28 protein-coding genes are annotated in these 26,018 nt (G+C 72.0%); 11 read left to right on the top strand and 17 right to left on the bottom strand.

Annotated features, from left to right (window positions below; translation table 11 throughout):
• Positions 1-31 precede the first annotated feature (31 nt).
• From ACLQ2S_RS18595 to smpB, 3 genes are all read left to right on the top strand, one after another.
• Complete coding sequence (locus tag ACLQ2S_RS18595; RefSeq protein WP_155219774.1) at positions 32-544, top strand: NUDIX domain-containing protein; 513 nt, start codon at positions 32-34, stop codon at positions 542-544.
• Positions 545-666: 122 nt separating this feature from the next.
• Entirely contained in the window at positions 667-3,009 is a 2,343-nt protein-coding gene (locus ACLQ2S_RS18590; RefSeq protein ID WP_425702205.1) for a hypothetical protein, read from the top strand.
• A gap of 50 nt (positions 3,010-3,059) precedes the next feature.
• On the top strand, positions 3,060-3,551 hold the full coding sequence (gene smpB / locus ACLQ2S_RS18585) for an SsrA-binding protein SmpB (protein WP_155219780.1): 492 nt from the start codon (positions 3,060-3,062) through the stop codon (positions 3,549-3,551).
• Positions 3,552-3,666: 115 nt separating this feature from the next.
• Here the strand turns inward: smpB and ACLQ2S_RS18580 are convergent, their stop codons facing one another.
• From ACLQ2S_RS18580 to ACLQ2S_RS18570, 3 genes are all read right to left on the bottom strand, one after another.
• Positions 3,667-4,080 (bottom strand): type II toxin-antitoxin system Phd/YefM family antitoxin, encoded by a 414-nt coding sequence (locus ACLQ2S_RS18580; protein WP_155219783.1) that lies wholly within the window; start codon positions 4,078-4,080, stop codon positions 3,667-3,669.
• A 35-nt stretch (positions 4,081-4,115) separates the two neighbouring features.
• Positions 4,116-5,030, bottom strand: a complete 915-nt coding sequence (locus tag ACLQ2S_RS18575) for an MHYT domain-containing protein (protein ID WP_425702182.1) — start codon at positions 5,028-5,030, stop codon at positions 4,116-4,118.
• A gap of 159 nt (positions 5,031-5,189) precedes the next feature.
• A complete protein-coding gene (locus ACLQ2S_RS18570; RefSeq protein WP_155219786.1) occupies positions 5,190-7,958 on the bottom strand; it encodes a DEAD/DEAH box helicase in 2,769 nt (922 codons plus the stop codon).
• An 85-nt stretch (positions 7,959-8,043) separates the two neighbouring features.
• Here ACLQ2S_RS18570 and ACLQ2S_RS18565 point away from each other — a divergent pair, with 85 nt between their 5' ends.
• Positions 8,044-8,799 (top strand): HAD family hydrolase, encoded by a 756-nt coding sequence (locus ACLQ2S_RS18565; protein WP_309223504.1) that lies wholly within the window; start codon positions 8,044-8,046, stop codon positions 8,797-8,799.
• Between the two features lie 58 nt (positions 8,800-8,857).
• Here ACLQ2S_RS18565 and ACLQ2S_RS18560 read toward each other — a convergent pair whose 3' ends face one another.
• The 6 genes from ACLQ2S_RS18560 to ACLQ2S_RS18535 all read right to left on the bottom strand — a co-directional run bounded on the left by ACLQ2S_RS18560 (position 8,858) and on the right by ACLQ2S_RS18535 (position 13,603).
• Complete coding sequence (locus ACLQ2S_RS18560) at positions 8,858-9,790, bottom strand: diacylglycerol kinase (protein WP_309223505.1); 933 nt, start codon at positions 9,788-9,790, stop codon at positions 8,858-8,860.
• Between the two features lie 61 nt (positions 9,791-9,851).
• Positions 9,852-10,802, bottom strand: a complete 951-nt coding sequence (gene tatC / locus ACLQ2S_RS18555; RefSeq protein WP_309223506.1) for a twin-arginine translocase subunit TatC — start codon at positions 10,800-10,802, stop codon at positions 9,852-9,854.
• Between the two features lie 18 nt (positions 10,803-10,820).
• Entirely contained in the window at positions 10,821-11,093 is a 273-nt protein-coding gene (tatA, locus tag ACLQ2S_RS18550) for a Sec-independent protein translocase subunit TatA (protein WP_155219792.1), read from the bottom strand.
• A gap of 242 nt (positions 11,094-11,335) precedes the next feature.
• Positions 11,336-11,584, bottom strand: coding sequence for a hypothetical protein (locus ACLQ2S_RS18545; RefSeq protein WP_309223507.1), 249 nt, complete (start codon positions 11,582-11,584; stop codon positions 11,336-11,338).
• Between the two features lie 10 nt (positions 11,585-11,594).
• Complete coding sequence (locus tag ACLQ2S_RS18540; RefSeq protein WP_309223508.1) at positions 11,595-12,617, bottom strand: helix-turn-helix transcriptional regulator; 1,023 nt, start codon at positions 12,615-12,617, stop codon at positions 11,595-11,597.
• On the bottom strand, positions 12,614-13,603 hold the full coding sequence (locus ACLQ2S_RS18535) for a helix-turn-helix transcriptional regulator (protein ID WP_425702181.1): 990 nt from the start codon (positions 13,601-13,603) through the stop codon (positions 12,614-12,616). The genes ACLQ2S_RS18540 and ACLQ2S_RS18535 overlap by 4 nt, the downstream gene beginning before the upstream one ends.
• A gap of 200 nt (positions 13,604-13,803) precedes the next feature.
• Between ACLQ2S_RS18535 and ACLQ2S_RS18530 the strand changes: the two genes are divergently transcribed.
• Positions 13,804-14,904, top strand: coding sequence for a DUF3866 family protein (locus ACLQ2S_RS18530; RefSeq protein ID WP_155219795.1), 1,101 nt, complete (start codon positions 13,804-13,806; stop codon positions 14,902-14,904).
• 91 nt (positions 14,905-14,995) lie between these two features.
• On the opposite strand, the gene ACLQ2S_RS18525 is transcribed toward ACLQ2S_RS18530, so the two are convergent.
• Genes ACLQ2S_RS18525 through rfbA form a run of 4 tightly spaced genes read right to left on the bottom strand, consistent with a single transcriptional unit; the run spans position 14,996 to position 18,177 of the window.
• Positions 14,996-15,181 (bottom strand): hypothetical protein, encoded by a 186-nt coding sequence (locus ACLQ2S_RS18525; protein ID WP_155219799.1) that lies wholly within the window; start codon positions 15,179-15,181, stop codon positions 14,996-14,998.
• Between the two features lie 54 nt (positions 15,182-15,235).
• Positions 15,236-16,594, bottom strand: a complete 1,359-nt coding sequence (pafA, locus tag ACLQ2S_RS18520) for a Pup--protein ligase (protein ID WP_155219802.1) — start codon at positions 16,592-16,594, stop codon at positions 15,236-15,238.
• A gap of 57 nt (positions 16,595-16,651) precedes the next feature.
• Positions 16,652-17,269, bottom strand: a complete 618-nt coding sequence (locus ACLQ2S_RS18515; protein WP_309223510.1) for a dTDP-4-dehydrorhamnose 3,5-epimerase family protein — start codon at positions 17,267-17,269, stop codon at positions 16,652-16,654.
• Positions 17,266-18,177 (bottom strand): glucose-1-phosphate thymidylyltransferase RfbA, encoded by a 912-nt coding sequence (gene rfbA / locus ACLQ2S_RS18510; RefSeq protein WP_309223511.1) that lies wholly within the window; start codon positions 18,175-18,177, stop codon positions 17,266-17,268. Before rfbA ends, ACLQ2S_RS18515 begins: the two co-directional genes overlap by 4 nt.
• A gap of 84 nt (positions 18,178-18,261) precedes the next feature.
• Here rfbA and rfbB point away from each other — a divergent pair, with 84 nt between their 5' ends.
• The 6 genes from rfbB to ACLQ2S_RS18480 are packed head-to-tail and all read left to right on the top strand — an operon-like array spanning position 18,262 to position 23,553.
• Positions 18,262-19,260, top strand: coding sequence for a dTDP-glucose 4,6-dehydratase (gene rfbB, locus ACLQ2S_RS18505; protein WP_309223512.1), 999 nt, complete (start codon positions 18,262-18,264; stop codon positions 19,258-19,260).
• Positions 19,257-20,141, top strand: a complete 885-nt coding sequence (gene rfbD, locus ACLQ2S_RS18500) for a dTDP-4-dehydrorhamnose reductase (protein WP_155219805.1) — start codon at positions 19,257-19,259, stop codon at positions 20,139-20,141. The genes rfbB and rfbD overlap by 4 nt, the downstream gene beginning before the upstream one ends.
• Positions 20,138-20,536: a DUF2304 domain-containing protein gene (locus ACLQ2S_RS18495; protein WP_155219808.1), complete on the top strand. Its 399-nt coding sequence runs from the start codon at positions 20,138-20,140 to the stop codon at positions 20,534-20,536. Before rfbD ends, ACLQ2S_RS18495 begins: the two co-directional genes overlap by 4 nt.
• The gene (locus ACLQ2S_RS18490) at positions 20,529-21,230 is read left to right on the top strand and encodes a glycosyltransferase family 2 protein (RefSeq protein ID WP_155219811.1); all 702 of its coding nucleotides are present in this window, start codon (positions 20,529-20,531) and stop codon (positions 21,228-21,230) included. Before ACLQ2S_RS18495 ends, ACLQ2S_RS18490 begins: the two co-directional genes overlap by 8 nt.
• A complete protein-coding gene (locus ACLQ2S_RS18485; RefSeq protein ID WP_309223513.1) occupies positions 21,227-22,531 on the top strand; it encodes a polysaccharide biosynthesis protein in 1,305 nt (434 codons plus the stop codon). Before ACLQ2S_RS18490 ends, ACLQ2S_RS18485 begins: the two co-directional genes overlap by 4 nt.
• Complete coding sequence (locus tag ACLQ2S_RS18480; RefSeq protein ID WP_155219814.1) at positions 22,528-23,553, top strand: glycosyltransferase family 2 protein; 1,026 nt, start codon at positions 22,528-22,530, stop codon at positions 23,551-23,553. Before ACLQ2S_RS18485 ends, ACLQ2S_RS18480 begins: the two co-directional genes overlap by 4 nt.
• Before the next feature lie 129 nt (positions 23,554-23,682).
• On the opposite strand, the gene prcA is transcribed toward ACLQ2S_RS18480, so the two are convergent.
• The 4 genes from prcA to ACLQ2S_RS18460 all read right to left on the bottom strand — a co-directional run bounded on the left by prcA (position 23,683) and on the right by ACLQ2S_RS18460 (position 25,926).
• Positions 23,683-24,513 carry a proteasome subunit alpha gene (gene prcA / locus ACLQ2S_RS18475; protein WP_309223514.1) on the bottom strand — a complete coding sequence of 277 codons (831 nt, stop codon included), beginning with the start codon at positions 24,511-24,513 and terminating at the stop codon, positions 23,683-23,685.
• A gap of 61 nt (positions 24,514-24,574) precedes the next feature.
• Positions 24,575-25,414 (bottom strand): proteasome subunit beta, encoded by an 840-nt coding sequence (gene prcB / locus ACLQ2S_RS18470; RefSeq protein WP_309223515.1) that lies wholly within the window; start codon positions 25,412-25,414, stop codon positions 24,575-24,577.
• Positions 25,333-25,515 carry an endonuclease domain-containing protein gene (locus ACLQ2S_RS18465; protein ID WP_331461363.1) on the bottom strand — a complete coding sequence of 61 codons (183 nt, stop codon included), beginning with the start codon at positions 25,513-25,515 and terminating at the stop codon, positions 25,333-25,335. The genes prcB and ACLQ2S_RS18465 overlap by 82 nt, the downstream gene beginning before the upstream one ends.
• A 195-nt stretch (positions 25,516-25,710) precedes the next feature.
• Positions 25,711-25,926 (bottom strand): ubiquitin-like protein Pup, encoded by a 216-nt coding sequence (locus tag ACLQ2S_RS18460; protein WP_092380345.1) that lies wholly within the window; start codon positions 25,924-25,926, stop codon positions 25,711-25,713.
• Between the last annotated feature and the right edge of the window lie 92 nt (positions 25,927-26,018).

The raw sequence follows: 26,018 nt of genomic DNA, 5'->3' as shown, positions 1-26,018 counted from the left end.
GTTCACCGGGCACGGCGTAACGTGCTGCGGCATGACCGGCGTGGCGCACTCGCATTGTTCGTACTGTGGCGCGGCTTATCCGCCGCAGGCCGGCTGGCCCCGGCTCTGCACCGCCTGCGGTCAGCAGGTATGGCGTAACCCGTTGCCGGTGGCGGTGGCCGTGCAGCCGGTGCGGACCGCCACCGGCGTCGGTGTGGTCGTGGTCCGACGCGACATCGAACCCGCCCGTGGGCTGCTCGCACTGCCCGGCGGTTTCATCGAGTACGGCGAGCGGTGGCAGGACGCACTGGTCCGCGAGCTACGTGAGGAGACCGGGCTGCACGCCGAGGCGGAGGGCGCGACCCTGGTCACCGTGCTCAGCGCGCCCGCCGGCGGCACCATGCTGATCTTCGGTGAGCTGCCGGTACGCCCCGTCGAGGAGCTTCCGCCGTCGGCGCCGACCGAGGAGGCCACCGAGTGGCTGGTGGTGACCGAGCCGACCGAGCTGGCCTTCTCCACGCACACCCAGGTGCTGGCGGACTTCCTCGCGCGTCACCCGGCCTGACCGTCCACCCCACGGGCAGGCGTGCCGGACGGCTGCGCGGGTAGACGAGCGAAGCCGCACCGGGACTCCGGAGTGGCGGGCCTGCGCCGGATCGGGCCCGTTGACACGTTCCGGGGGTGTCGATGACCAACGAGCCGGAGGCGCCGGACGACGTCGTGGAGCTGCGGGTGCACGGGGTGTCCGGTGCCAGCGCCGAACAGATTCTCGACCGCCCGCACAGCTACCAGGTGGCCGGGGACCGCAGCGGCGGGTTCTTCCGGCCGCGTCCCGGCTACCCGGACAGTAGGGGCACGGCCGGCGTGACGGTGGAGGCGTACCGCTGGAGCGACCTTCCCTCCGGCACCACCGTCCGGACGCTGTCGCTGATGTTCCTGCTGCCCTTCATGCTCTGCAACGTCGCGATCTGGATGCGACCTACCCGCAGTGAGAGCAGCTCCAGTGCGGTGCTGAAGGCGGTCTGCCGGCTGCTCGCCCTCACCCTCACGATGCTGTACGTGCTCGCGGCGATGGGCGTGGCACTGGACCTGATCGCCTGGCGGTGCATGCCGAACCCGTCCTGTCTGGCCGGGCGGCCATGGCTGTCCTGGATCGGCGACCGCCCCACCGGGTTGACGCTGGCCGCCTTCGCGCTCCTGCCGGTCGGCGCGCTCGGGCTGGTCTGGCGGCTCGCCGCGCACCCCGGCCACAACTTCGACGCCTTCCGCACCCCCACCACCATGGCAGGGGTGCACCAGCTCAGCGCGGTCGGCCAGTCCGACGGCGCACCGACCGTGGGCCGACTGCGCTCGCTGCACGTCGCCACCGGCCTGATGACCCTCAGCCTCGGTCTGGTCGCCGCCCGGATCGACTCCGGCCCGTCGCCCCTCGGCATGGCCCTGGCCGTCGTCACCGGGTCGGTGCTGCTGACCTGCGTCGTGCTGGTCTGCGTCCACCCGTTGATCGACCTGCGTCCGGTGGGTTCGTTCGCGGACCGGATCGTCCGCGGGCTCTGCGCCCTGGCCATCGTCCTGACCGCGATGGTGCTGGGCTCGATCGCGGTGGACCCGACCCCGTGGCGGGTCAGCGGAGGGCTGCCGGGCTACACGACGACGGTGGGACTGACCATCCTCTCGCAGGCAATCCTGCTGTTCCTGCTCGGCACCGGCGTGCTGATCAACCGGAGCCGGGTGGGCGCCACCCGTGGCATCGGAGCGGGCGATCCTCGTCGTGCCGGTCCCGAACCGGCGCCCGCCGTCGGCATCAAGCCCGGCGAGATGCGACGCGGCTTCGGCCGCGACGGACTCAGCTCGGGGCCGCTACGAGGGTTGGGGGCACCCGTGATCGCGGCCGCCGCCACCGGTTTGGCGGTGGCGATCTCGGCGGACCTCGTCTACCGGGTCGCCGACCTGCTCAACCGTGGTGCCACCGCCGACGAGAACCAGGCGATCAGCCCACCGCTCGGCTACAAGTGGGCCATCTTCGTGTTCCTCCTGGCGGCGGCGAGCACCCTGGTGTCGGCCGTCGTCATCAGCCTGGTCAGCTGGCGTGCCCGGATGCGTACCGCCCGGGCCACCGTCGGGTACGACTTCCCGGACGCGCCACCGGCCGCCGCATATCGACTACACCAGGTCGAACGGACGATCGCCCGGGCACGGTTCACCGAGCGGCTCGAGACGATCGCCGTGGTCTACGCCTGTGTCGTCGGGGTGGGCATGCCCAGCAGCCTGCTCGGCATGCTGGAGTTGGCCCCGGACACCACGGTGCAGCGGTTGACCGGCATCCCGGCCGCGGCGACCAGCTTCGCCATCCAGGTGGGCAGTTTCGTCATCGCGTCGGTCGTGCTCGCGCTGCTGATCGGCGGCATCTTCGCCTACCGTACGTCCGAGTTCCGCAGGTACGTCGGCGTGCTGTGGGACCTGGGGACGTTCTGGCCCCGGGTGGCGCACCCCTTCGCGCCGCCCTGCTACGCCGAACGCGCCGTCCCGGAGCTGGCCCGGCGGATCGGGTACCTCACCGAACACGGTCACCGGGTACTGCTCACCGGGCACAGTCACGGCTCCGTGCTGCTCGCCGCCACGATCCTCCAACTGCCGACCGAGGTGTGCGGCCGGTTGGCGCTGCTGACGTACGGCTCCCCGCTGCGTCGGCTCTACATGCGGCTGTTCCCGGCCTACGTCAGCGAGGCGGCGCTCTGCGAGGTGGGCAAGCGGGTCGGCTGGCGGTGGATCAACCTGTGGCGCGACACCGACCCGATCGGCGGCTGGGTCTTCTCGCCGCACCGGCCTGGCCGAGCGCCGACCGTGCGCGGTGCCGCCGGCACGGTGGACCGTCGGCTGCGCGACCCGGTGGACGTCGTACCGCCGCCGGGCGACAGCGTCCCGCCGCCGATCACCGGGCACTGGCCGGGTGAGTCCGACCCGCGTTTCGCGACCGCGATGGCGGAGTTGACCGACCGGCTGCGGCGGCAGTCTCCCCGGCCGCACTGACCAGTCGAAGCCGGTACGACTCGGCGCGCGGTGCGGCTATCCTTCCCCGAATGGGCACCTCCCCCAGCGCCGAGCGGACCCTGATCGCGTCGAACCGCCGAGCCCGCCACGACTACACGGTGCTCAAGACCTACGAGGCCGGCATCGTGCTCGCCGGGACCGAGGTCAAGTCGCTGCGGGCGGGACGGGTCTCGCTGGTGGACGCCTTCGCGCAGGAACGCGACGGGGAGATCATGCTGTACGGCCTGCACATCGCCGAGTACGGCTACGGCAGTTGGACCAATCACGCGCCCCGGCGTACCCGCAAACTGCTGCTGCGCCGGGTGGAGATCGCCCGGATCCTCGACCGGACCCGCGAGGGCGGCATCACCCTGGTGCCGCTGTCGATGTACTTCTCCGGCGGCTGGGCCAAGGTCGAGCTGGCACTGGCCAAGGGACGCCGGACGTACGACAAGCGGCAGGTGTTGGCCGAACGCGACGCGAACCGGGAGATCGCCCGCGAGCTGGGCCGCCGGCTCAAGGGACGCCCGGCACGCGGCTGAGCCGAGTCACCGGGTCGACCGCGACCCAAGGCCGACCGGACGCCGGGCCAGCCGCGCCCCCGGGGAGGGTGGCGGGGCTCAGCCGGGATGTGGGTCGGCACCGGCGAGGGGTGCCTCAGCCGGCGAGCAGGTGGGCGTGGGCGGCCCGCAGCCGGGCCAACGCGGGATCGGTGCCGGGCGGGAAGCGCCGATCCAGCTCGGCCCAGACCTCGGCGAGCGCCGCCGCCACCGTCCGCAACTCGGCGGCGTGGCGGCGGCGACTCTGCTGTCGCTGGGCGTCGAGCCGCCGGGACCACCCGGCGGTGACCTCGGCCAGCCGATCGGCGTCGGCACGCGCCTCGGCGACGGTGCGGGCAGCCGCCGCCGGCACGATGGCGGCGACCGGCCGGGAGTCACCGTCACGGGTGACCACGGTGACCGTGTCGGTCAGCTCCGCCATGGCGACGAGTTGGCTGAGTCGGGTGCGCGCCTCGCGAAGGGGCAGCGAGCGCGCCGGGGTGTTTCGCGGAGTGAGGGCGGGGACAGCCATGAATACATGGTCGGTACCGGGTACGACACTTTCCGCTACGGTCGACGCGGCGGACGGTCCCGACGGGACGGGAACTGGGTGCCGGGCCGGGCCAGCGTCGACCGGGCGCGCAGCCCCACCGGATCGGGTGCGGTGACATCCGGCTCGCCGCCCGCCGCAGCCGAGGCCGTGGCCGTGGCCGGTTGCGTCCGCCGGGCAGCCAGATACGCCATCGCGGCCCGGTCGTCGTCGCTGGGCGCGGCGAGCAGCGCGTACACCAGACCGACCACGCCGAAGATCACCAGCAGCACGATCGGGATCAGCAGCGTACCGACACCGGCCCCGGTGACCTCGGCCGGCTCGTCGTGCAGGTGCACCGACAGGGCGCTCATCCCGGTGAAGTGCATTCCGTTGACCGCCACCCCCATCACCAGCGCCGAGGCGAAGATCGCCACCGGCCTGCGGACGGTCACCGCGAGCCAGAGCGCGACAGAGGCCGCGACCACGGCGATCACCACCGACAACCCCGCCCGGAGGTTGTCGTAGAGCAGCCGACCGTCAAGCCGCATCGCCGCCATGCCGGTGTTGTGCATCGCCGCCACCCCCGCACCGGTGAACAGGCCGCCACCGAGGATCCGCGCCACCGAGAGGCGACCGGTGCCCACGATCGCCAATCCGATGCCGACCGCCACCACCGCGAGCAACGCGCTGGCGACCGTGATCGGCACGTCGTACCGGATCCGCGTCCCGGTCACGGCGAACCCGAGCATCGCCATGAAGTGCATCGTCCAGATCGCCGTGCCGCCGAGCGCCCACGCGGCCAGGCTCCCCCACCAGAGCTTCTGACCGGTGCTGGTCGCGGTCCGGATCCGGCCGGCGCAGACCAGGCCGAGGATCGAGCCGAGCACCGACAACGCGTAGCTCAACGCCGGTGTGATCCAGCCGTACTCGAAATGATTGATCTCTGCCACGTGGGCTCCCCCCAGAGCTGCTACCGGCGCGTAGCGCACGCGCCGATGACATGATCCGGGACGCTTCTACCAGGCACAGCAGGGCCCCCGGGCACTCCGGGGCGTGCCGCCACGGTGACGCAGCGACGCGTCGGTAGGGCTGACCGCCGTCGGGGGCGGTCAGGCCGGCGAGTGGTAGGCCAACACACCCCGGTTGACCGCGTTGATCGCCTGCCGGGCGGTGGCCCGCAACTCGGTGGAGGCACCGCCGGAGTCGGCCAGTTGGCCGAGCAGGTCCACCACCTGGCGGGCCCACCGGACGAAGTCGCCGGCCGGCATCTCGCCGTCGAGTTGCCCGCTGGTCAGCACCTTCGCCAACGCCTCGCCCCGGGCCCAGCGGTAGATCGGCCAGGCGAAACCCAGATCGGGTTCCCGGGTGACCGCCAGGCCACGCGCCGCCTCGTCGGCCTCGATCTCGCCCCACAGCTTCAGGGTCTCGTCGACCGCCTCGGCGACCGCGCCGCGCGGCAGCGAGGGCCGCTCGTCGACGTCGCGGCGGGCCTCGAAGACCACCACCGAGACCGCAGCGGCCAACTCGGCCGGTGACAGGCCGTCCCAGATCCCACGCCGCAGGCACTCCGCCACGAGCAGATCCGCCTCGGTCCAGATCCGCGCGAGCATCCGACCGGCGTCGGTGACAGCGCCGTCGGCAGCGAGATAGCCGCGCGCGGTGAGCAACGCGACGATCCGGTCGAAAGTACGCGCCAACGACCCCGTCCGACCGGCGACCCGCTCCCGTAGCTCCTCGGTGTCCCGCTCCAACCGGCGGCGGCGCTCGGCCCAGCGGGCGTGCTCCTCCCGCTCCGGGCAGGCGTGGCAGGGGTGTCGGCGCAGCTCGGCACGGAGCTGGGTGAGCTGCTGGTCCTCCGTGGAGCGTCGCCCCCGGGAGCCCCGGCGGGAGTGCCGGTCCAGGCCGGTGCCGGTGACCTGAGCCGCCAGGTCACGTCGGGCGGCCGGGTTACGGTGGTTGAAGTGCTTGGGCACCCGGATGCGGGCCAGCACCTCGGCCGGGGTGGTGAAGTCACCGGGGCTGATCCGACCGGCCCAGCGATCCTGGGTGAGCACCAGCGGACGCGGCTCGCTGAACCCTCCGGCCGCCGGGTCGAGCACCACGGCCAGGCCCGCCCGACGTCCGGACGGCACCCGGATCACGTCGCCCACCCGCAGCCGCTCCAGGGCCGTCACCGCCGCCGCCCGACGCTGGCTCTGCCCCTGCCGGGCGATGGCCCGCTCCCGGTCGGCGATGGCCACCCGCAGGGCGAAGTACTCGTCGAAGTCGCCGTGGTGGCATTCCGCCTCGACGCCGTACGCCTCGATGGTCTCGGTGTTGCGCTGCACCTGGCGGGCCAGGCCGACCACCGAGCGGTCCGCCTGGAACTGGGCGAACGAGGACTCCAGCAGCGCTCGCGCCGGCTCCGCGCCGACGCTGCCGACCAGGTTCACCGCCATGTTGTACGACGGCCGGAAGCTGGACCGCAGCGGATACGTCCGGGTGGAGGCCAGGCCCGCCACGTGCCGGGGGTCGGTCTCCGGGGACCACACCACCACGGCGTGCCCCTCCACGTCGATGCCCCGACGACCGGCCCGCCCGGTGAGCTGGGTGTACTCCCCCGGAGTCAGGTCGACGTGCGCCTCGCCGTTGTACTTGACCAGGCGTTCCAGCACCACGCACCGGGCGGGCATGTTGATGCCCAGGGCGAGGGTCTCGGTGGCGAAGACCGCCTTGACCAGCCCTCTGACGAACAGCTCCTCCACGACCTCCTTGAACGCCGGCAGCATCCCGGCGTGGTGGGCGGCCAGCCCCCGCTCCAGGCCGTCGAGCCACTCCCAGTAGCCGAGCACCGACAGGTCCTCGCCGGGAATCGCCGTCACCCGGGACTCCACCACCCGGCGGATCTCGGAGCGTTCCTCGGGCGAGGTGAGCCGCAGCCCGGCGGCGAGGCACTGCTGCACGGCGGCGTCGCAGCCGGCCCGGCTGAAGATGAACAGGATCGCCGGCAGCAGCCCCTCGCGGTCCAGCCGGTCGACGATGTCCGGGCGCATCGGGCCACGCCAGCGTGGCCCGCGCCGCCCGCCGCCGAACCGGCCCTCGCCGAGGTCGAGGCGGCGCATCGTGTCCCGGGTGTAGCGCAGCAACTCCGGGTGCACGTCGTGTTTGCGGGCCGCGGCGGCGTCGTGGAACAGGTCGAACATCCGCTTGCCGACCAGCATGTGCTGCCACAGCGGCACCGGCCGGTGCTCGCTGACCACCACCGTGGTCTCGCCCCGCACCGTGATCAGCCAGTCGGCGAACTCCTCGGCGTTGGAGACCGTCGCCGACAGCGACACCAGGGTCACCGAGGCGGGCAGGTGGATGATGACCTCCTCCCAGACCCCGCCACGGAACCGGTCGGCCAGGTAGTGGACCTCGTCCATCACCACGTACGCCAGGCCCTCCAGGGTGGCCGAGCCGGCGTAGAGCATGTTGCGCAGCACCTCGGTGGTCATCACCACCACCGGGGCGTCGCCGTTGATGGCGTTGTCGCCGGTGAGCAGCCCCACCTGCTCGACGCCGTACCGGTCGACCAGGTCGTGGTACTTCTGGTTCGACAGAGCCTTGATCGGCGTGGTGTAGAAGCACTTGCGGCGGGGACCGTCGACCGGCTCCGGCCGCCCCGGCGCACCCCGCAACGCCAGGTGTACGGCGAACTCGCCGACCACCGTCTTGCCCGCGCCGGTGGGCGCGCAGACCAGCACGCCACTGCCCCGCTCCAGGGCCTGACACGCCTCCCGTTGGAAGTCGTCGAGGTCGAACCCCAGGTCAGCGGTGAACTCTTCCAGTGCCGGAAACTGTGAGGCCTGGGCGGCCCGGCGGCGTGCCGCGGCATACCGCTCGGCGGGGCTCGACATGCTTCAAGATTAGTGCGTGCCTCCGACGAGCACCCGGCAAGGCCGACCGTCGGGGTGGTCGGGGCGGGTCGGTAGGGTGCACCACGTGCCGGATCATGCCGAACCGACCGTTCCCGTACCCGACGTCAATCGGGGCCCGTCCCGTCGGCGGGTGCGGGCGGTGCTGTTCGACTTCCACGGCACGCTGGCGCAGGTGGAGGAGCCCAGCCAGTGGGTGCTGGCCGCCGCGTCGGCGTGCGGCGTGGAACTGGACCGGGCCCGCGCGACCGCCCTGGCCGACCGGCTGCTCACCGCCGGGCGCGCCGGTGGGCCGCTGCCGGCGCGGGTACCGCCCCACCTGGCCGAGCTGTGGGCCGACCGGGACCTGTACGAGCACGCCCACCGGGGCGCCTACACCGGGTTGGCCGAGACGGTCGACGCCGGTATCGACGGGTTCGCCGAGGCGCTGTACGAGCGGGTGCTGACGCCGCAGGGGTGGGTGCCCTACCCCGACACCGCGCCGACCCTCGCCGCGCTGCGGGCCGCCGGTGTCCGGGTGGCGGTGGTCAGCAACATCGGCTTCGACATCCGACCGCTCTTCGCCGCCTGGGGACTGGCCGACCTGGTCGACGCCTACGTGCTGTCGTACGAGGTGGGCCGGTGCAAGCCCGACCCGGCGATCTTCTGGCGGGCCTGCGGCATGCTCGGCGTCGACCCCGAGGAGTCGCTGATGGTCGGCGACACGCCCGCCGACGCGGGTGCCGTCGCCGCCGGGTGCGCCGCCCTGATCCTCCCCGCCGCCGATCCCGGCCGCCCCAACGCGCTGGGCTCCGTCCTCGACCTCATCCAGCCCGCCGCCTGATCCCGGCGTCACCGGCACCTGCGGCCCGCGTCCGGTCCCACGCAGACCGGTGGGACGGTCAGCGGAGCAGGTGCAGGGCGCGCGGGACGGCGGTGACCGTCAAGGGCAGGGCGAGGGAGCGTTCACCGTCGGCGTACGTGGTGATGCCCGGCGCGTCGAGGGTGACGGTGCGGGCCCGGTAGGTGCGTACCAGCGGATGGGCGACGTGGGTGCCGGCGTAGATGCGCGGCTTGACCCGGATCAGCGTCCGTCGGTCGAACCGACCGCCGACCACCACGTCGAGCAGACCGTCGGTCGGGTCCGCGTCGGGGCAGATCCGCATCCCGCCGCCGTAACTGGCCCCGTTGCCGACCGCCACCAGCACCGAGTCGACCTCGATCCGCTCGCCGTCGAGGGTGAGGGTGTACCGGCGTGGCCGCAGCCGGGCCAACTCCACCAGGATCGCCAGGTCGTACCGGCGGGGACCACGCGGCCAGCGCATCCGGTTGGCCCGCTCGTTGACGATCGCGTCGAAACCGGCCGCGAGCACCGCGCCGTACCAGCGGAGGGTGCCGTCCGCCCCGGTCATCCGGGCCAGGTCGACGGGTCGGCTGCGTCCCTCACGCAGGGCCGCCGTGATGACCTCGACCGCCGCCCGGGGGTCGGCGGGGAAACCGGTCTCCACCGCGAAGTCGTTACCGGTGCCCGCCGGGACCGGCCCGAACGGCACCGAGGTGCCGGCGACGGCCTGCATCGCCTGGTGCACCGTGCCGTCGCCACCCACCGCGACCAGCGCGGCGGCCCCCTCGGCCACCGCGGCCCGGCAGGCCGCCTCGGCCTGCACCGCGCTGGCGGCGCGCAGCAGCCGCACCGGCCGGTCGGCTGCGGCGAGACCATCCAGCAGGTCCGGCAGCAGTCCCCGGTGCCGACCCCGCCCGGCGGTCGGGTTGGCCAGCACGGCGACGGGCCCGTCGGGCACCGAGGGGTGATCGTCTGAGGTCACGGCGAGCACCGTACTGCCTGGGCCGGCGCGGACGCGACCACGCCGGCCAGGCAGTCGGTCCTACGACGCGTCAGGTGACGTCGTCGTAGCGTCGTTCGATCGGCAGCGGCTTGGCCACCGGCTCCGGTGCGTCGATCGGGCCGACCGTGCCGACCGACGGTCCCGCCGCCACCGACTCCCGGTCGAACTCCAGCGGGGACGCCTCGTCGTCGGCGATCCCGGCGTAGACCTCCTTGCCGCGTCCCCTCCGCCGGTCGTTGAGGAACGCCACCCCGACCGCGATGAAGTAGAGCAGCGACAGACACAGCGCCAGCAACGTCATGCCGAACGGACCCGGGTCGGGCGTGGCCACCGCCGCGAACGCGAAGCAGACGAACACCACCACCCGCCACCAGCTGAGCAGCCGCCGGGCGCTCACCACGCCGGTGAAGTTGAGCATCAGCAGGGTGAGCGGGAACTCGAACGCCACCCCGAACAGCAGGATCATGGTGGTGACGAAGCTGATGTAGCGGGTCACCTCCAGCTGCGAGTCGGTGCCGGTGACACCGGCCTCCAGCAGGAAGGCCAGACCCTTGTCGACGACCAGGAAGGCGAGGACCGCACCGGCGGCGAACAGCGGAGCCGCGATCGCCACGAAGACGTACGCCCACTTGCGCTCGTGGCGGTGCAGCCCGGGTGCGATGAACGCCCACAACTGGTAGAGCCAGACCGGGGCCGCGAGGATCAGACCGATCCAGAGCGCCAACTTGAGCTTGAGGACGAAGCCGTCCGCCGGGGCGAGCATCAGGAACTTCTGGCACTCGCCGTCGACCATCATCCCGGGCAGTCGACAGTACGGCTGGCTCAGCAGGTCGAACGCCGGCTGGGCGAGCAGGTACCCCCCGATCAGCCCGACGATGATCGCCACGGAGGCGCGGAACAGCCGGTCACGCAGCTCGCGGATGTGCTCGATGAGGGTCATCGAGCCGTCGGCGGCCCGCTCGAAGTTGCTCGGTCCGCGTTTGCGGAGTCCGAAGGCCACGGCTACCGGACCCGGGGATCAGTTATCGCGGACGCGCTGCACCGGGTCGACCGGCGGCTGCACGGTGCCCTGGTAGGGCTGCTGCTGGGGCGGGTACGGCTGGTAGCCGGCCTGCGCGTCGGCCTTACCGGCGAGGTCGCGGTCGTCGTCGGCCAGGCTCTTCGTCTCGGCCTTGATGATCCGCAGTGAGCGACCGAGGGACCGGGCGGCGTCGGGGAGCCGCTTCGCACCGAAGAGCAGGATCAGCACGACCACGAGTACGGCGATGTGCCACGGCTTGAGGGCACCCATGTGAAGCTCCAGTCGCTTGTGCCAACGGGGGTGGTATCGCAGCCCATCGTACGTGCGACGAGGGCCGTTGCCACCCGCCGGGGCGGAGGGGGTTCGTCCCGGTGGCTGCAGTCTCGGCCACCGGGAACTGCCACGTCAACCGTGCGGCTGGATCTTTCTGCGCGAAGTGACCCCTCCGCGCGCACGAGAATGCACCGTACGGGCAGGAACGCGCACCGCGCGGTGCGTCGGTCGACCGCGCGTCAGTCGCCGCGACGCGCCCTGATCAGGGTGAGTCGCTGCTGGGTGGTGTCCAGTCGGCTCTGTAGCCCCTCCGCCTGCTGCTGGAGATGCTCGGCGGACTCGCGCAGCGCCGTCGCCTCGTCGACCCGCCGCTGCAACGCCAGCACCGCCCGGCGCAGCTGGGGCAGCCGCGCCAACACCGGTCGTACCGCCAGCGCGAGCAGAACCAGCGGCACCAGCACCAGGGCGAGCACGATCCACTTCAGCACGCGGGCCAGCCTACTGCCTGTCGCCGGTCGCTGCCGGGTCCGCACCGGCCGGCACCGGCCGGGCGTACGCCTCCAGGGCCGCCACCGCCGACTCGTGGACCTGCCCGGCCAGCTCGGCCGGGGCGACGACCTCGACGTCCGGGCCGAGGCCGAGCACGAACCGGCGGGCCCAGCCGAGATCGGTGACGCGCAGCGACACCACCCACCGTTCACCGTCGGACTCGACCCGCTCACAGGGGTAGTACTCGGTGATCCACCGCTGCCCCCGCCCGATCCGCAGGGTGATCAGCGGCAGGTCGGGCGAGGGACGGAACGCCCCGTCACGCAGGTCGTGCGGTCGGGCCTGCGGCGGCACCACGGCGGGTTCGGCCAGCTCGGTCACCGCGTCGATCCGGTCGGCCCGGAACAACCGCACCGCCTCGGCACGGCGGCACCACGCCTCGACGTACGTGACGCCACCGGTCATCAACACCCGTAGTGGGTCGACAACCCGCTCGGTGGTCTCGTCACGGGTGGCCGTGTAGTAGGTGATGCGCAGCGCCCGGCCGCTCTGCACCGCGGCACGCAGCTGCTCCACCCGCCCGGTGTCGCCGGGCAGTCGTACCTCCACCGGCGCGGCGACCAGGTCACCGGCCGCGTCCTCGATCTTCGCGAGGGCCCGCTCGACGGCCTCCCGGTTGGCCACCCCGGGGGTCTCGGCGAGCATCCGCAGCGCCACCACCAGCGCCAACGCCTCGTCCGGGGTGAGTCGCAGCGGCCGGTCGATGCCCGCGTCGTAGGTGATGGTCACCCGGTCACCGTCGAACGCCATGTCGATCAGGTCACCCGGGCCGTACCCGGGCAGCCCGCAGACCCACAGCAGTTCCAGATCCTCCCGCAGCTGCCGCTCGGTGACGCCCAGGTCACCGGCCGCCTCGGCGATCTCGATGCCGGGCCGGGCGAGCAGGTACGGCACCAGGTTCAGCAGTCGGGCCAGCCGATCGGCCGAGGCCCGGGAACCGGCACGCGCCGCCGGCCGGGTCGGGCCGCTCACGGGAGCACCGCCAGGGCGTCGTGGCGGGCGGCGATCTCCTTGAGCCGCTGGATGACCGCCTCCCGCACCTCGGGCGGGTCGATGACCCGTACGTCCGGCCCGTAGCCGACGAGGTGACCCGCCAGCCAGCAGGCGTCGCCGTACGGCAGGACCACGCGGTCCGCCTCCGGCCCGGCGGTGACCTCCACCGCCCAGCGGCGCAACCCGGCGGCGCGACCCGGGGTGACCAGCACGGTCGCCCGCCCGGGTCGCTCGATCGGGCCGGACCAGCGGGCCACGTGACTGATCAGGTCGACGTCGGTCGGCGGCTGGTAGGCGTTCGGCTCACCGGTGGCCCGCACCACGCCCACCACCCGCGACAACCGGAAGCAGCGGGTGGCGTCGCGGTCGAGGTCGTGGCCGACCACGTACCACCGGCCGCGCCAGCAGACCACGCCCCACGGTTGCAGCCGACGGCGGGCGGGCGCGTCCCGGTCCGGGACGCGGTAGTCGAAGCGGACCTCCCGCCGGTCGCGGGCGGCCGCCGTCAGCGGGGCGAACGCCGGGTCGACGGTGACCATCGGCTCCAGTCCGAGGGTGGCCTGCGGATCCACGTCCACACCGGCCGCGCGCAGCTTCGCCAGCCCCGAGGAGGCGGCGGCGGCCAGACCCGCGTGCTGCCACAGTCGCGCGGCGATGCCGACCGCGGCGGCCTCGTCCGGCTGGAGCGGGATGTCGGGTAGCGCGTACTCCCGGCGGGCGATCCGGTACCCGGGCTCCGTGTCGAAGGCGCTCGCCGTCCCGGTCTCCAGCGGTACGCCCAATTCCCGCAGCTCGGCCTTGTCCCGCTCGAACTTACGCTGGAAAGCCTCGTGCTCCCGGGCGTCGTCCAGATCGTGTTCATAACCGGGCACGGTCGCGGCGATCTGCGCGGCGGTCAGGAACCGCCGCGTGGACAGCAGGCAGATCACCAGGTTGACCAGGCGTTCGGTGCGGCTGCGCGACACCCCGTAGACGCTAGCAGCCCACACCCGTCACGCATCCACCCCACGCCACGCCCACATACTCCCATTCACCCCGACTCGCCGATCAGGCGACGGTGGTCGCCGGAACGCGCCTTTCATCAGGGTTTGCCCCCATGGTAAGCGTGCTCGGCGGATGGCACCCGGTGGGCGGCGGACAGCGGGGTGGGGGTTAGCGTGCGGGCATGGTGCGGTGGCGAGCGGGGACGGTGGCGGGGCTGCGCAGGCGGTGGGCCGGGGCGGTGGAGCTGGACGTCGAAGTGGACGACGGCGGCACCATGCGGGCACTGGCCTACCCGGCGCTGGTGGGTGAGCCGGAGCCGGGCGACCGGGTGCTGCTCAACGCCGGTGCGCTGCTGATGGGCCTGGGCACCGGCGGGTACGCGCTGGTCGTGGCGCTGCCGGAGCGGCTGCCGCCGGATCCGCCGCAGGCGGGCGACACCCGCGACGCGGGGCATCTGGTCAAGGCCCGCTACACCCCGTTGCAGCCGATCCTGCTCGGTGTCGACGAGGAGGCGTCACCGCACCGGGAGATCCTGGCCGCCGCCGACGACCTCGCCGGGCTGCCGGTGGTCACCGCCGACCTGCACTCCGCCCTGCCGGCGATCCTGGCCGGGATCCACCTCGACGCCCCCGAGGCGCGGGTGGCGTACCTGCTCACCGACGGTGGGGCGCTGCCCGCCTGGTTCTCCCGCACCCTCGCCGGGCTGCACGACGACCTGGTCGGCACGATCAGCGTCGGGCAGGCGTTCGGCGGCGACCTGGAGGCATCGACGCTGCACAGCGGGCTGCTCGCCGCCCGGCACGTGCTCGACGCCGACGTGGCGGTGGTGGCGCAGGGGCCGGGCAATCTCGGCACCGGCACCCGCTGGGGATTCTCCGGGGTGGCCGTCGGCGAGGCGGTGAACGCCGTCGCCGCCCTCGGCGGTCACCCGATCGGTTCGCTGCGGATCTCCGACGCCGACCCCCGGACCCGGCACCGGGGCGTGTCGCACCACAGTCTCACCGCGTACGGCCGGGTGGCGCTGGCCCGTGCGGAGCTGGTGGTGCCGACGGGCCTGGACCCGACGCTGGCCGCCGAGGTCGACGCCGCGTTGGCCCCGCTGGGCGAGCGACACACGCTGGTCCGGGTGGACACGGACGGGCTGGACGCGGCCCTGCGGCGCAGCCCGGTGCCGCTGTCGACGATGGGGCGCGGGCTGGACGCCGACCACGCCTACTTCCTCGCCGCCGCCGCGGCCGGTCGGCACGCCGCCCGCCTGACGGCGCAGCCCAGCCTTAGTTAACGCGGCCCAGCGTTAGTCCACGCGGCCAGCGTTAGTTAACAAGGGGCCCCTGCTCTACCGCAGGCGTTAATAAGGTGCCCTTCCTTTCACCTCACGCGAGGATGACCAGGGCGGCCCAGGCGCCCACGATCAGCGCGAGGGCCAGGGCGAGCACCCAGGTGGGCACGGTGTACTCGCCGCGACGGTTACGTTCGACCTCGGCGCGGATCTTCTCGCGGCGGCGTTCGAGCCACGTCTGCCGCTGGGCACCCGGGGTGGACGGTTCAGAAGGAATCATGGCCGGTCCAGCCTACCCGGGGCCGGCCGGTTCGACACGGCCCCGGTCGGCCGGTCACATGCTGGCGATCAGCCGTTCCACCCGCTCGTCGTACGCCCGGAACGGGTCCTTGCACAGCACGGTCCGCTGCGCCTGGTCGTTGAGCTTCAGGTGCACCCAGTCGACGGTGAAGTCCCGCCGCTTCTCCTGGGCGTGCCGGATGAACTCGCCCCGCAGCCGGGCCCGGGTGGTCTGCGGCGGCGTCTCCTTCGCCTCGAAGATCTCCGGATCGGTGGCGACCCGGTCCACCGCGCCGCGCCGCTCCAACAACGCGTAGAGGCCCCGACCCCGGCGCAGGTCGTGGTACGCCAGATCCATCTGCGCCACCCGGGGGTGCGACAGCGGCAGGTCGTGCTTGCGCTGGTACCGCTCGATCAGGCGCAGCTTGCTCACCCAGTCGATCTCCCGGGACACCGGTTCCAGATCGCCGGTCTCCACCGCCCGCAGCACCCGGCCCCACAGCTCGACCACCCGCTTGGCGGTCTGGTCGCCGCCGCGCCGCTCCACGAACTCGGTCGCCTTGGCGAGGTACTCCTGCTGGATCTCCAGGGCGCTGATCTCCTTGCCCGAGGCCAGCCGCACCTTGCGCCGACCGGTGATGTCGTGCGACACCTCCCGGATCGCCCGGATCGGGTTCTCCAGGGTGAGGTCACGCATCACCACGCCACCCTCGATCATCCGCAGCACGATGTCGGCGGTGCCGACCTTCAGCAGCGTGGTGACCTCGTTCATGTTGGAGTCGCCGACGATGACGTGCAGCCGGCGGTAGCGTTCCGCGTCGGCGTGCGGCTCGTCGCGGGTGTTGATGATCGGCCGGCTGCGGGTGGTCGCCGAGGAGACCCCCTCCCAGATGTGTTCGGCCCGCTGGGACAGGCAGTACACCGCACCACGCGGGGTCTGGAGCACCTTGCCGGCACCGCAGATCAGTTGCCGGGTGACCAGGAACGGGATCAGGACGTCGGCGAGCCGGCCGAACTCGCCGTGCCGGGACACCAGGTAGTTCTCGTGGCAGCCGTACGAGTTGCCGGCCGAGTCGGTGTTGTTCTTGAACAGGTAGATCTCACCGGCGATGCCCTCGTCGTGCAGCCGCTTCTCCGCGTCGATGAGCAGCCCTTCCAGGATCCGCTCACCGGCCCGGTCGTGGGCGACCAGGTCGACCACCGAGTCGCACTCGGGGGTGGCGTACTCGGGGTGTGAGCCGACATCCAGGTAGAGCCGCGCCCCGTTACGCAGGAAGACGTTGCTCGACCGGCCCCAGGACACGACCCGGCGGAAGAGATACCGGGCCACCTCGTCGGGGGACAGCCGCCGCTGTCCGCGGTAGGTACAGGTGACGCCGTACTCGGTCTCCAGACCGAAGATTCGCCGTTCCATGATGAGACATTAGCCGTACCGAGGCCCTGTTCGTCACTGTCGGAGCAGGTGTCGATCTCAACCGTCGGTGGAAGCCGCCGTTGCGGCGAGTGTCGCGGCGTACCGCCGGCAGGTCTCGTACACCGGCAACAGCCCGGCCGCCCGGGTCTCGGCCAGGGTCGGCGCGGCGGCGTCGCGGTCGGACAGCCGTGGCGCGGTGGTCGGCCACTCGATGCCCAACTCCTCGTCCAGCGGGTGCACCGCGTGCTCGGCCGACGGATTGTACGTGGTGGAGCAGAGGTAGGTCAACATGGCGTCGTCGGTCAACGCGCAGAACCCGTGACCGAGCCCTTCGGCCAGGTAGACCGCGCGCCGGTCCACGTCGTCCAGGCGGACGCCCTCCCACCGGCCGAAGGTGGGCGAGCCGACCCGCAGGTCGACGACCACGTCGAGCACCGCTCCCCGTACGCAGGTGACGTACTTCGCCTGCCCCGGCGGCACGTCGGCGAAGTGGATCCCCCGCACCACGTCCCGGGACGAGACGGACAGGTTGCCCTGCGCCAGCCGCAGGGGATGCCCGACCGCCTCGGTCAGCCGGTCGAAGCGGTACCACTCCAGGAACAGCCCACGCGGGTCGCCGTGCTGCTGCGGGGTGACCTCCCAGGCGCCCTCGACACTCAACGGTCGGAGTTTCACCGTGCCACCCCCGCCGCCCCGAACTCACCGGTCGGTTCCTGCCGCCCACTGGCGAGCAGGTCGAGCAGATAGTCGCCGTAGCCACTCTTGGTCAACGGTTCGGCCAGCGCCCGCAGCTGCGCGTCGTCGATCAGTCCGGCCCGCCAGACGGCCTCCTCCACGCAGCCGATCTTCAAGCCCTGTCGTTCCTCGATCACCCGGACGAACTCGGCCGCCTGCATCAGCGAGGTGAAGGTGCCGGTGTCCAGCCAGGCGGTCCCCCGGTCGAGCACGGTGACCGACAGCTCCCCCCACTGCCGGTACGCCTCGTTCACCGCGGTGATCTCCAGCTCGCCCCGCGCACTGGGGGTGAGCCCCCGGGCGATCTCCACCACCCGGTTGTCGTAGAAGTACAGGCCGGGCACCGCGTACCGGGACGTCGGCCGTTTCGGCTTCTCCTCGATCGACAGCACCCGACCGTCGGCGTCGAAGTGCACCACGCCGTACGCCTGCGGATTGGCCACCGGATAGGCGAAGATCCGTCCACCCACCGGATCGCCCGCCTCGGCCAACTGCCGTCCCAGGCCGACGCCGTGGAAGATGTTGTCACCGAGGATCAGCGCCACCGACTCGTCGCCGATGAAGTCCGCCCCGAGCACGAACGCCTGCGCGATGCCCTCCGGCCGGGGCTGGGCGACGTACTCCAGCCGGAGCCCGAACTGTCCGCCGTCGCCGAGCAGCCGCCGGAACTGGTCCTGCTCCTCCGGCGTGGTGATCACCAGGATCTCGTGGATCCCGGCCATCACCAGGGTGGAGAGGGGGTAGTAGATCATCGGCTTGTCGAAGACCGGCATGAGCTGTTTCGACACCGCCCGGGTGATCGGCCAGAGCCGGGATCCGGTGCCACCGGCGAGCAGGATTCCACGCACCCGGGGAGCCTACCGGCAGACCGACCAGCGGCCACGTTTCGCCTGCGCTGCGAAAGTGGCCGTTTCGCGTAGACTTCCGGACCCGTGAGGATTCTGGTCACCGGCGGTGCCGGTTTCATCGGTTCGGAGTACGTGCGGATGCTGCTCGGCGTTCCCGGCGGCAGCGCCGCCGGCGTTCCGGCACTGGAGCCGACCGAGGTCACCGTGCTCGACGCGCTCACCTACTCCGGCAACCTGGCCAACCTCGCGCCGGTGGCCGACGACCCTCGACTGCGCTTCGTGCACGGTGACATACGTCACTCCGACGTTGTCGACCAGGCCGTCGCGGGGCATGACGTGATCGTGCACTTCGCCGCCGAGTCCCACGTCGACCGTTCCATCGCCGGTGCCGCGCCCTTCGTCACGACCAACGTCCTCGGCACCCAGCACCTGCTCGACGCCGCGCTGCGCCACGGCGTCGACCGGTTCGTGCACGTCTCCACCGACGAGGTCTACGGCTCCATCGCCGAAGGCTCCTGGACCGAGGACTGGCCGCTGGCCCCCAACTCGCCCTACTCGGCGTCGAAGGCCGGCTCCGACCTGCTCGCCCTGGCCTACCACCGCACCCACGGCCTCGACGTGGTGGTCACCCGCTGCTCCAACAACTACGGCCCCTACCAGTACCCGGAGAAGGTCATCCCGCTGTTCGTCACCAACCTCCTCGACGGCGGCAACGTCCCGCTCTACGGCGACGGCGGCAACGTGCGCGACTGGCTGCACGTGCACGACCACTGCCGGGGCATCGCCCTGGTCCAGGACAAGGGGCGCGCCGGCGAGGTCTACCACATCGGCGGCGGCACCGAGCTGACCAACAAGGAACTGACCGCCCGGCTCCTCGACGCCTGCGACGCCGGCTGGGACCGGGTGACGCCGGTCGCCGACCGCAAGGGCCACGACCGTCGGTACTCGCTGGACATCACCAAGATCAGCAATGAGCTGGGGTACGCCCCCAGCATCGCCTTCGACACCGGGCTCGCCGACACCGTCCGCTGGTACCGGGACAACCGCGCCTGGTGGGAACCGCTGAAGGCGGCCACCGCATGAGGTTCCTGGTGACCGGAGCCGGCGGGATGCTCGGACGTGACCTGGTCGACGTCCTCACCGCGCGGCCCGACCACCGGGTCACCGCCGCCACCCGCGCCGACCTGGACATCACCGATCCCGCCGCCGTGCACGCCGCCGTCGGCGGCCACGACGTGGTGGTCAACACCGCCGCCTGGACCGACGTCGACGGCGCCGAGGCAGACGAGTCGGCCGCCACCGCCGTCAACGGTGACGCCGTCGGCCACCTCGCAGCCGCCTGCGCCGCACACCGCGTACGCCTGCTGCACCTGTCCACCGACTACGTCTTCGACGGCACCGCCACCACGCCCTACCCCGAGCACGCGCCGACCGCACCGCTCAACGCGTACGGCCGCAGCAAGCTCGTCGGCGAGCGGGCCGTGACCCGACTGCTACCGGACGCCGGGTACGTGGTGCGGACCGCGTGGCTCTACGGCACCCACGGCCGCAACTTCGTCACCACCATGCTCGACCTGGCCGACCGACGCGACACCCTCGACGTCGTCGACGACCAGCGGGGCCAGCCGACCTGGTCCCGAGCCCTGGCCCACCAGCTGGTCATGCTCGCCGAAGCCGCCGACACCGGACGGGCCGCGCCCGGGGTCTACCACGGCACCTGCTCCGGGGAGACCACCTGGTACGGCCTGGCCCGTGCGGTGTTCGCCCGACACGGGCTCGACCCGGACCGGATCCGGCCCACCACCAGCGCCCGGTTCGTGCGACCCGCCCGGAGACCGACGTACAGTGTGCTCGGACACGGCCGGTGGGCCGAGGCCGGGCTGTCGCCCCTGCCGGACTGGCACGCCACCCTGGTCGACGCGTTCGCCCCCGCCGCTCCACTCTCCCCGTGGAAGGTCGTATGAAGCTCACCCTGGTCACCGGCCTGACCGGACTGGTCCTGCTGGGCACGATCGTCGAGCTGCTGCGCCGTCGGCAACTCCGCGAGAAGTACGGCATGCTCTGGCTCGGCCTGCTGTTCGTGGTGATTCCACTGTCGCTGTTCCCCCGGCTGCTCGACGGCGTCGCGGACCTGCTCGGCGTCGCCTCCGGCGTCAGCCTGGTGCTCTTCCTCGGCATCGTCTTCCTGCTGCTGGTCTGCATCCACCTCAGCTGGGAGGTCAGCGCGCTCGAGGAGGAGACCCGTACCCTCGCCGAGGAGTTCGCCCTGCTCCGCGCCGAGGTCGAGGCGGAACGCGCGGAACGCGCGGAGTGGACCCACCGAGCGGACCCCGCGGAACTGGTGTCCCGCGATGGTTAACGGCAAGAAGCTCCTCATCATCATCCCGGCGCTCAACGAGGCCGCCTCCATCGGCGACGTCGTCGGCGAGATCCGCGGCGAACTGCCCGGCGTCGACGTGCTCGTCGTCGACGACGGCTCCACCGACCACACCGCCGCCGTCGCCGTCGCGGCCGGTGCCCGCGTCGCCCGACTGCCGTACAACCTCGGCGTCGGTGGCGCCATGCGGCTCGGCTACCGCTACGCCTACGAGCACGACTACGACGCCGCGGTGCAGGTCGACGCCGACGGGCAGCACGACCCCCGGTACGTGCCGAAGCTCATCGACCTGCTCGACGACTACGACCTGGTCATCGGAGCCCGGTTCGCCGGCGAGGGCGATTACACCGTACGCGGCCCCCGCCGCTGGGCGATGGCCATGCTGTCGCTGGTGCTGTCCGGCCTGGCCGGTGCCACCCTGACCGACACCACCTCGGGTTTCCGGGCCGCCAACCGTCGAATGATCGAGATGTTCGCCCGGTGGTACCCGGCGGAGTATCTCGGCGACACCGTCGAGACACTGGTGCACGCCGCCCGGCGCGGTTACCGGATCCAGCAGGTCCCGGTCGCCATGCGCCGCCGGATGGCCGGCACCCCCAGCCACTCCCCCGCCAAGGCGATGATCTACCTGGGCCGGGCCCTGGCCGTCCTCACGCTCGCCCTCATCCGCCGGTGATCGGCCGCCTGCTCCGCCTCGTCCCCGCCGGCACGCTCCCCGTCGGCATCGGCCTGGCCGTGGTCGGGCTGGCCGCGTACGTCCATCTCGCCCTGGCCGGACACAACCTCACCGCCGCCGACTACTCCTCCCTGTCGGTGCTCTGGTCCGTCGTGTTCACCATCGGCATCGGCGTGTTCTTCCCCGTCGAACAGGAGGTCGCCCGCCTCGTCGCGGCCCGCCACTCCCGGGGGCTGCCACCCGGGCCGGTACTGGCACGCGGCACCGCCGTGGCCGTCGCCGTGCTCGGCCTGCTCCTGCTGCTCACCCTCGGCAGCGCCGACATCCTCACCGACCGACTCTTCGGCGGCGACCCCGCGATGGTGCCCGCCCTCGCCGGATCGCTGGTCGCACTGGCCGTGACCCACACCACCCGTGGCGTGCTCTCCGGCCTGCGCCGCTTCCGCTGGTACGGCACCCAACTCGGCCTCGACGGTGGCCTGCGTATCGGCCTGGTCGCCGCCCTCGCCGCCACCGGCGTCGACTCCCCGGTGGCCTACGCGCTGGTGCTGGTCGTGGCACCACTGGTCGCCGTCGCCCTGACCGCCGCACCGGTCGCCCGGGCGGTCGGCCGAGGACCGGCCGTCCCGTGGCGGCCACTGCTGCGCGGGCTCACCCTGCTCACCATCTCCAGCCTGCTCGCCCAGGTGGTGGTCAACATCGGCGTGATCAACGTACGGCTGCTCGACCCGGCCGACGTCGCCACCGCCGGTGCGTTGCTCTCCGCGCTGGTGCTGGTCCGCATACCGCTGTTCGTCTTCGGCTCGATGCAGGCCGCGCTGCTGCCCGGCCTGTCCACCGCCGCCGCCACCGGCGACGAACCAGCCTTCCGTGCCCTGCTCCGCCGGTCCCTGGCCGTCGTCACCGCCCTCGGGGCGCTCGGCGGCATCTTCACCGCCCTCACCGGCCCGTGGCTCGTACGGGCCCTGTTCGACACCCCCGACGTGCTCGGCCACGGCGACTTCGCCTGGCTGTCGGCGGCCACCCTGGCCTACCTGTGGGCGATGGTGCTCGGTCAGGCGCTCCTCGCCCGTGGCCGGCATCGCGCGCAGGCCGTGGCCTGGACCATCGGCGTCGCCGCGCTCGCCGTCGCGACCCTGCCCCCGCTACCCGTCGCACTGCGCGTCGAACTCGGCTACACCGTCGGTTCCGTGGTCGCCACCGCCATCATGATCACCTTGCTGCGTCGCCGCCGCGCCACCCCACCCGCTCCACCGGTCGCGGCCCCGATGCCCGCCACCACCAGCGGAGGAACCCCATGAGACCACCCCGCGTCACCGCCGTGACGCTGGCCTACGGCGCCGAGCCCTGGCTGGTCGACGCCGCCCAGGCGCTGCTCGCCAGCACCGACGTCGACCTCGACCTGATCGTGGTGGACAACGGCTGCACCGGCGACGGCATCGACGTGGTCAAGGGGCTGCCCGGGGTACGCGTCATCCGACCGGAGGCGAACACCGGCTACTCCGGCGGCTGCAACATCGGTGCCGCCGAGGCCACCGGCGACTGGATCGCCTTTGTCAACTCCGATGCCATCGTGGCCCCCGACGCCCTCGCCAAGGTCGTCGCGGTGGCCGCCGAGCCGGGCGTCGGTGCCGCCATGGCCTCCATCCGGCTCGCCCACGACCCCGATCTGATCAACACCTCGGGCAACCCGCTGCACTTCACCGGCCTGTCCTGGGCCGGTGGCAACGGTGAACCGGCCAGCGCCCACGCCCGGCGCACCGTGGTGCCGTCGCTGAGTGGCTGCTGCTTCGTCATCGACCGCCGCCGCTGGGAGGAACTCGGCGGTTTCCCCGACGAGTACTTCGCCTACCACGAGGACACCGAACTCAGCCTGCGGCTGTGGCAGCGCGGCCTACGGCTGGAGTACGTGCCCGACGCCGTGGTGCTGCACCACTACGAGTTCTCCCGCAACGACCTCAAGCTCTACCTGGTCGAACGCAACCGCCTGCTGACCCTGCTGACCGCGTACCAGGGTCGGACCCTGGCGCTGCTGGCGCCGATGCTGCTGCTCACCGAGGCCGCCATGCTCGCCGCCGCCCTGGCCGGCGGCTGGGCACGTCAGAAGGGCCGGGGCTGGGCCTGGCTGTGGCGTCACCGGGACTGGATCCGGGCCCGTCGACGCCGGCTCCAGGCCGAACGTGTCGTCGGTGACGGTGCCCTCGCCGACCTGATGACCGCCCGGATAGCGCCGTCGAACGTCGCCGCGCCACCCGGGACGGGCGTCTTCAACGCCCTCGCCGCCACCTGGTGGGCACTCGTACGGCCACTGCTCAGTCGCTGACCCGCCCGACGGAGCGCGCACCTTCCAGCCAGCTGACGCAGGCTCGTTGCCGGGGTCGAGGGCCGGGACGACGACGCGGCGTCCAGCCGGTCGAAACCGTACGGACGCCGCGACAGACCGGGCCGAGACTCAGTCCCCGGCGGCCTCGCCCGGCTTGTCCTCCAGGTCCGCCGAGCCCGCCGAGGTGGTCGGCTTGTGCCCCTCCTCCGTCGGCGTACTCGGGGTCTGTGCCCGGTCGCCCTCGGCCGCTCCGTCGGTCGCGTCGCCGTCGAGCAGCGAGATCAACGCGGTCCCGGTGATCCGCCGGAAGGTACGACCCACCCGGTGGCGGTCCAGGACGGCGACCTCCAACTGGTCGGCGGCGATCGTACGGGCGGCACCACCCTCGCCACCGACACTGCTCAACGCCTGCACCGCCACCTTGACCGCCTCGCCGAGGGACATGTCCGGCCGGTGGTGCGACTTGAGCACCCCGGAGATCGCCTCGGCCTGACCGCCCATCGCCATCCGCCCCGGCTCGTCGGTCACCGAACCGTCGTAGGTGTTGCGGTAGAGGGAGTCGTCTTCGGGCGTGGCACCCACCTCGGCCACACAGATCTCCACCTCGAACGGCTTCGACTGCTCGGTGAAGATGGCACCGAGGATCTGCGCGTACGAGTTGGCCAACGCCAGACCGGTCACGTCACGACGGTCATAGCTCAGTCCGTTCAGGTCGGCCATCCGCACACCCGCCCGGCGCAGGTTCTCGAACTCGTTGTACCGGCCCACGGCGGCGAACCCGATCCGGTCGTAGATCTCGCTGACCTTGTGCAGGGCGCTGGAGAGGTTCTCGGCGACGAAAAGCACCCCACCGGCGTAGCTCAGGACCACCGCGCTGCGCCCCCGGGCGATGCCCTTGCGGGCCAACTCGGAACGGTCGCGCATGATCTGTTCGGGCGAGGCGTAGAACTGCATGGCCACGGCGGCGGCTCTCCTTCGGGCGCGTACTCGGGGAAACGGGGATCAGCTGCGGGTGGGCGGCTCAGCCACCCGGATTCTCCATCCGGCCGGCGACCACGCTCTCCGCGATCGTCGAGGTCTCCGCGTCGGTCAGCCGGTGCGTGCCCTCCGCCGTCGCGGTCATCACCACGGGGTAGATCCGTCGGGTCAGGTCGGGTCCGCCGGTCGCGGTGTCGTCGTCGGCGGCGTCGTAGAGTGCCTCCACCGCCAACCGCACCGCGTCCTCGACGGACAGCCCGGCCCGGTACCGCTTCTTCAACGCCGACTTGGCGAACAGCGAACCCGAGCCGATCGCGTCGTAGCCGGTCTCCTCGTACGGGCCGCCGGTGACGTCGAAGCTGAAGATCCGCCCGGCCCGTGCCGGATCGCCGGCCGCCAGGTCGAACCCGGCGAACAGCGGAATCACCGCCAGTCCCTGCATGGCCGCGCCCAGATTGCCACGGATCATCGAGGCGAGCCGGTTCGCCTTGCCGTCGAGCGAGAGCATCGCGCCCTCGATCTTCTCGTAGTGTTCCAGCTCCACCTGGAACAGTCGCATCAACTCGATGCCGACTCCGGCGGTGCCGGCGATGCCCACCAGCGAGTACGCGTCGGCGGGGTGGACCTTCTCGATGTCCCGCTGGGCGATCAGGTTGCCCATGGTGGCCCGCCGGTCGCCGGCCATGACCACACCACCGGCGGCAGCGATGGCCACGATCGTGGTGGCGTGCGGGGCCAGATCGGCGGCCATGCCCGGGGGCAGCGCTCGTCGGCCCGGCAGCATCTCGGGGGCCACTTTGCTCAGGAATGCCGTGAAGGAGGACGTCCCCGCGTTGGTGAACACATCTGGAAGACGCCCGGATGGATCAAAACCCGCTGCCACGTGGTTCCTCTCAGGTACGTGATGGCCCGGGCCAGCCTCGTCGGACTGTCACGGAACTGGCCAAGACCACCGTTGCAGTTGAAGCAGAGTATCCCGCGCACCCACCCGGTGCGATGATCGTGGTCCACATGTTCCGGATCGGGGTCACCGCACAAACACCCCGCCCTGCTCGGTCAGCAGCTCGTCGAACTGCCGCTGACCGATGCCGTACCGCCGCCGCAGGTGGTGACGGGGAGCGAGCGCTTGCATTGGGGGGCAGACTTCGCCCGACCGGTCGGGCAAAACGGGCAGATGCCCTATTCGCCGCCTTTTTGCACGTAACCTCTCACGAACTCTTCGGCGTTCTCTTCAAGGACGGAGTCGATCTCGTCGAGCAGGTCGTCGACGTCCTCGGTGATCTCGGCGTGCCGCTCGGCGACCTCCGGGTTCGCCTCGACGGTGACGTCCTCGACCTCTTCGCCCTGACGGGACTTGCCCGACTGCGACTGACCGCCGCTGTCACGAGTGGCCATCGTTGCCTCCTCCACGATCTCCCTGCGATGAACTTACCTCGCAGGAGTGACGAAACGTCGCCCGCGCGCCGTACCGACGCGCGGGGACGGCC

Source organism: Micromonospora sp. DT48 (assembly GCF_049844495.1).
Taxonomy (GTDB): Bacteria; Actinomycetota; Actinomycetes; order Mycobacteriales; family Micromonosporaceae; genus Micromonospora.
The sequence above is the reverse complement of the archived record's forward strand: the minus strand, read 5'-3'. Positions and strand labels throughout refer to the sequence as shown.

Excerpts from the sequence above, each read along its gene's own strand:
- ACLQ2S_RS18495 (WP_155219808.1), top strand. The coding sequence starts at position 20,138 with ATGAAGCTCACCCTGGTCACCGGCCTGACCGGACTGGTCCTGCTGGGC.
- tatA (WP_155219792.1), bottom strand. The coding sequence starts at position 11,093 with ATGGGTGCCCTCAAGCCGTGGCACATCGCCGTACTCGTGGTCGTGCTG.
- ACLQ2S_RS18530 (WP_155219795.1), top strand. The coding sequence starts at position 13,804 with ATGGTGCGGTGGCGAGCGGGGACGGTGGCGGGGCTGCGCAGGCGGTGG.
- rfbD (WP_155219805.1), top strand. The coding sequence starts at position 19,257 with ATGAGGTTCCTGGTGACCGGAGCCGGCGGGATGCTCGGACGTGACCTG.
- ACLQ2S_RS18590 (WP_425702205.1), top strand. The coding sequence starts at position 667 with ATGACCAACGAGCCGGAGGCGCCGGACGACGTCGTGGAGCTGCGGGTG.
- ACLQ2S_RS18490 (WP_155219811.1), top strand. The coding sequence starts at position 20,529 with ATGGTTAACGGCAAGAAGCTCCTCATCATCATCCCGGCGCTCAACGAG.
- smpB (WP_155219780.1), top strand. The coding sequence starts at position 3,060 with ATGGGCACCTCCCCCAGCGCCGAGCGGACCCTGATCGCGTCGAACCGC.
- ACLQ2S_RS18570 (WP_155219786.1), bottom strand. The coding sequence starts at position 7,958 with ATGTCGAGCCCCGCCGAGCGGTATGCCGCGGCACGCCGCCGGGCCGCC.
- ACLQ2S_RS18525 (WP_155219799.1), bottom strand. The coding sequence starts at position 15,181 with ATGATTCCTTCTGAACCGTCCACCCCGGGTGCCCAGCGGCAGACGTGG.
- ACLQ2S_RS18580 (WP_155219783.1), bottom strand. The coding sequence starts at position 4,080 with ATGGCTGTCCCCGCCCTCACTCCGCGAAACACCCCGGCGCGCTCGCTG.
- ACLQ2S_RS18480 (WP_155219814.1), top strand. The coding sequence starts at position 22,528 with ATGAGACCACCCCGCGTCACCGCCGTGACGCTGGCCTACGGCGCCGAG.
- pafA (WP_155219802.1), bottom strand. The coding sequence starts at position 16,594 with ATGGAACGGCGAATCTTCGGTCTGGAGACCGAGTACGGCGTCACCTGT.
- ACLQ2S_RS18595 (WP_155219774.1), top strand. The coding sequence starts at position 32 with ATGACCGGCGTGGCGCACTCGCATTGTTCGTACTGTGGCGCGGCTTAT.
- ACLQ2S_RS18460 (WP_092380345.1), bottom strand. The coding sequence starts at position 25,926 with ATGGCCACTCGTGACAGCGGCGGTCAGTCGCAGTCGGGCAAGTCCCGT.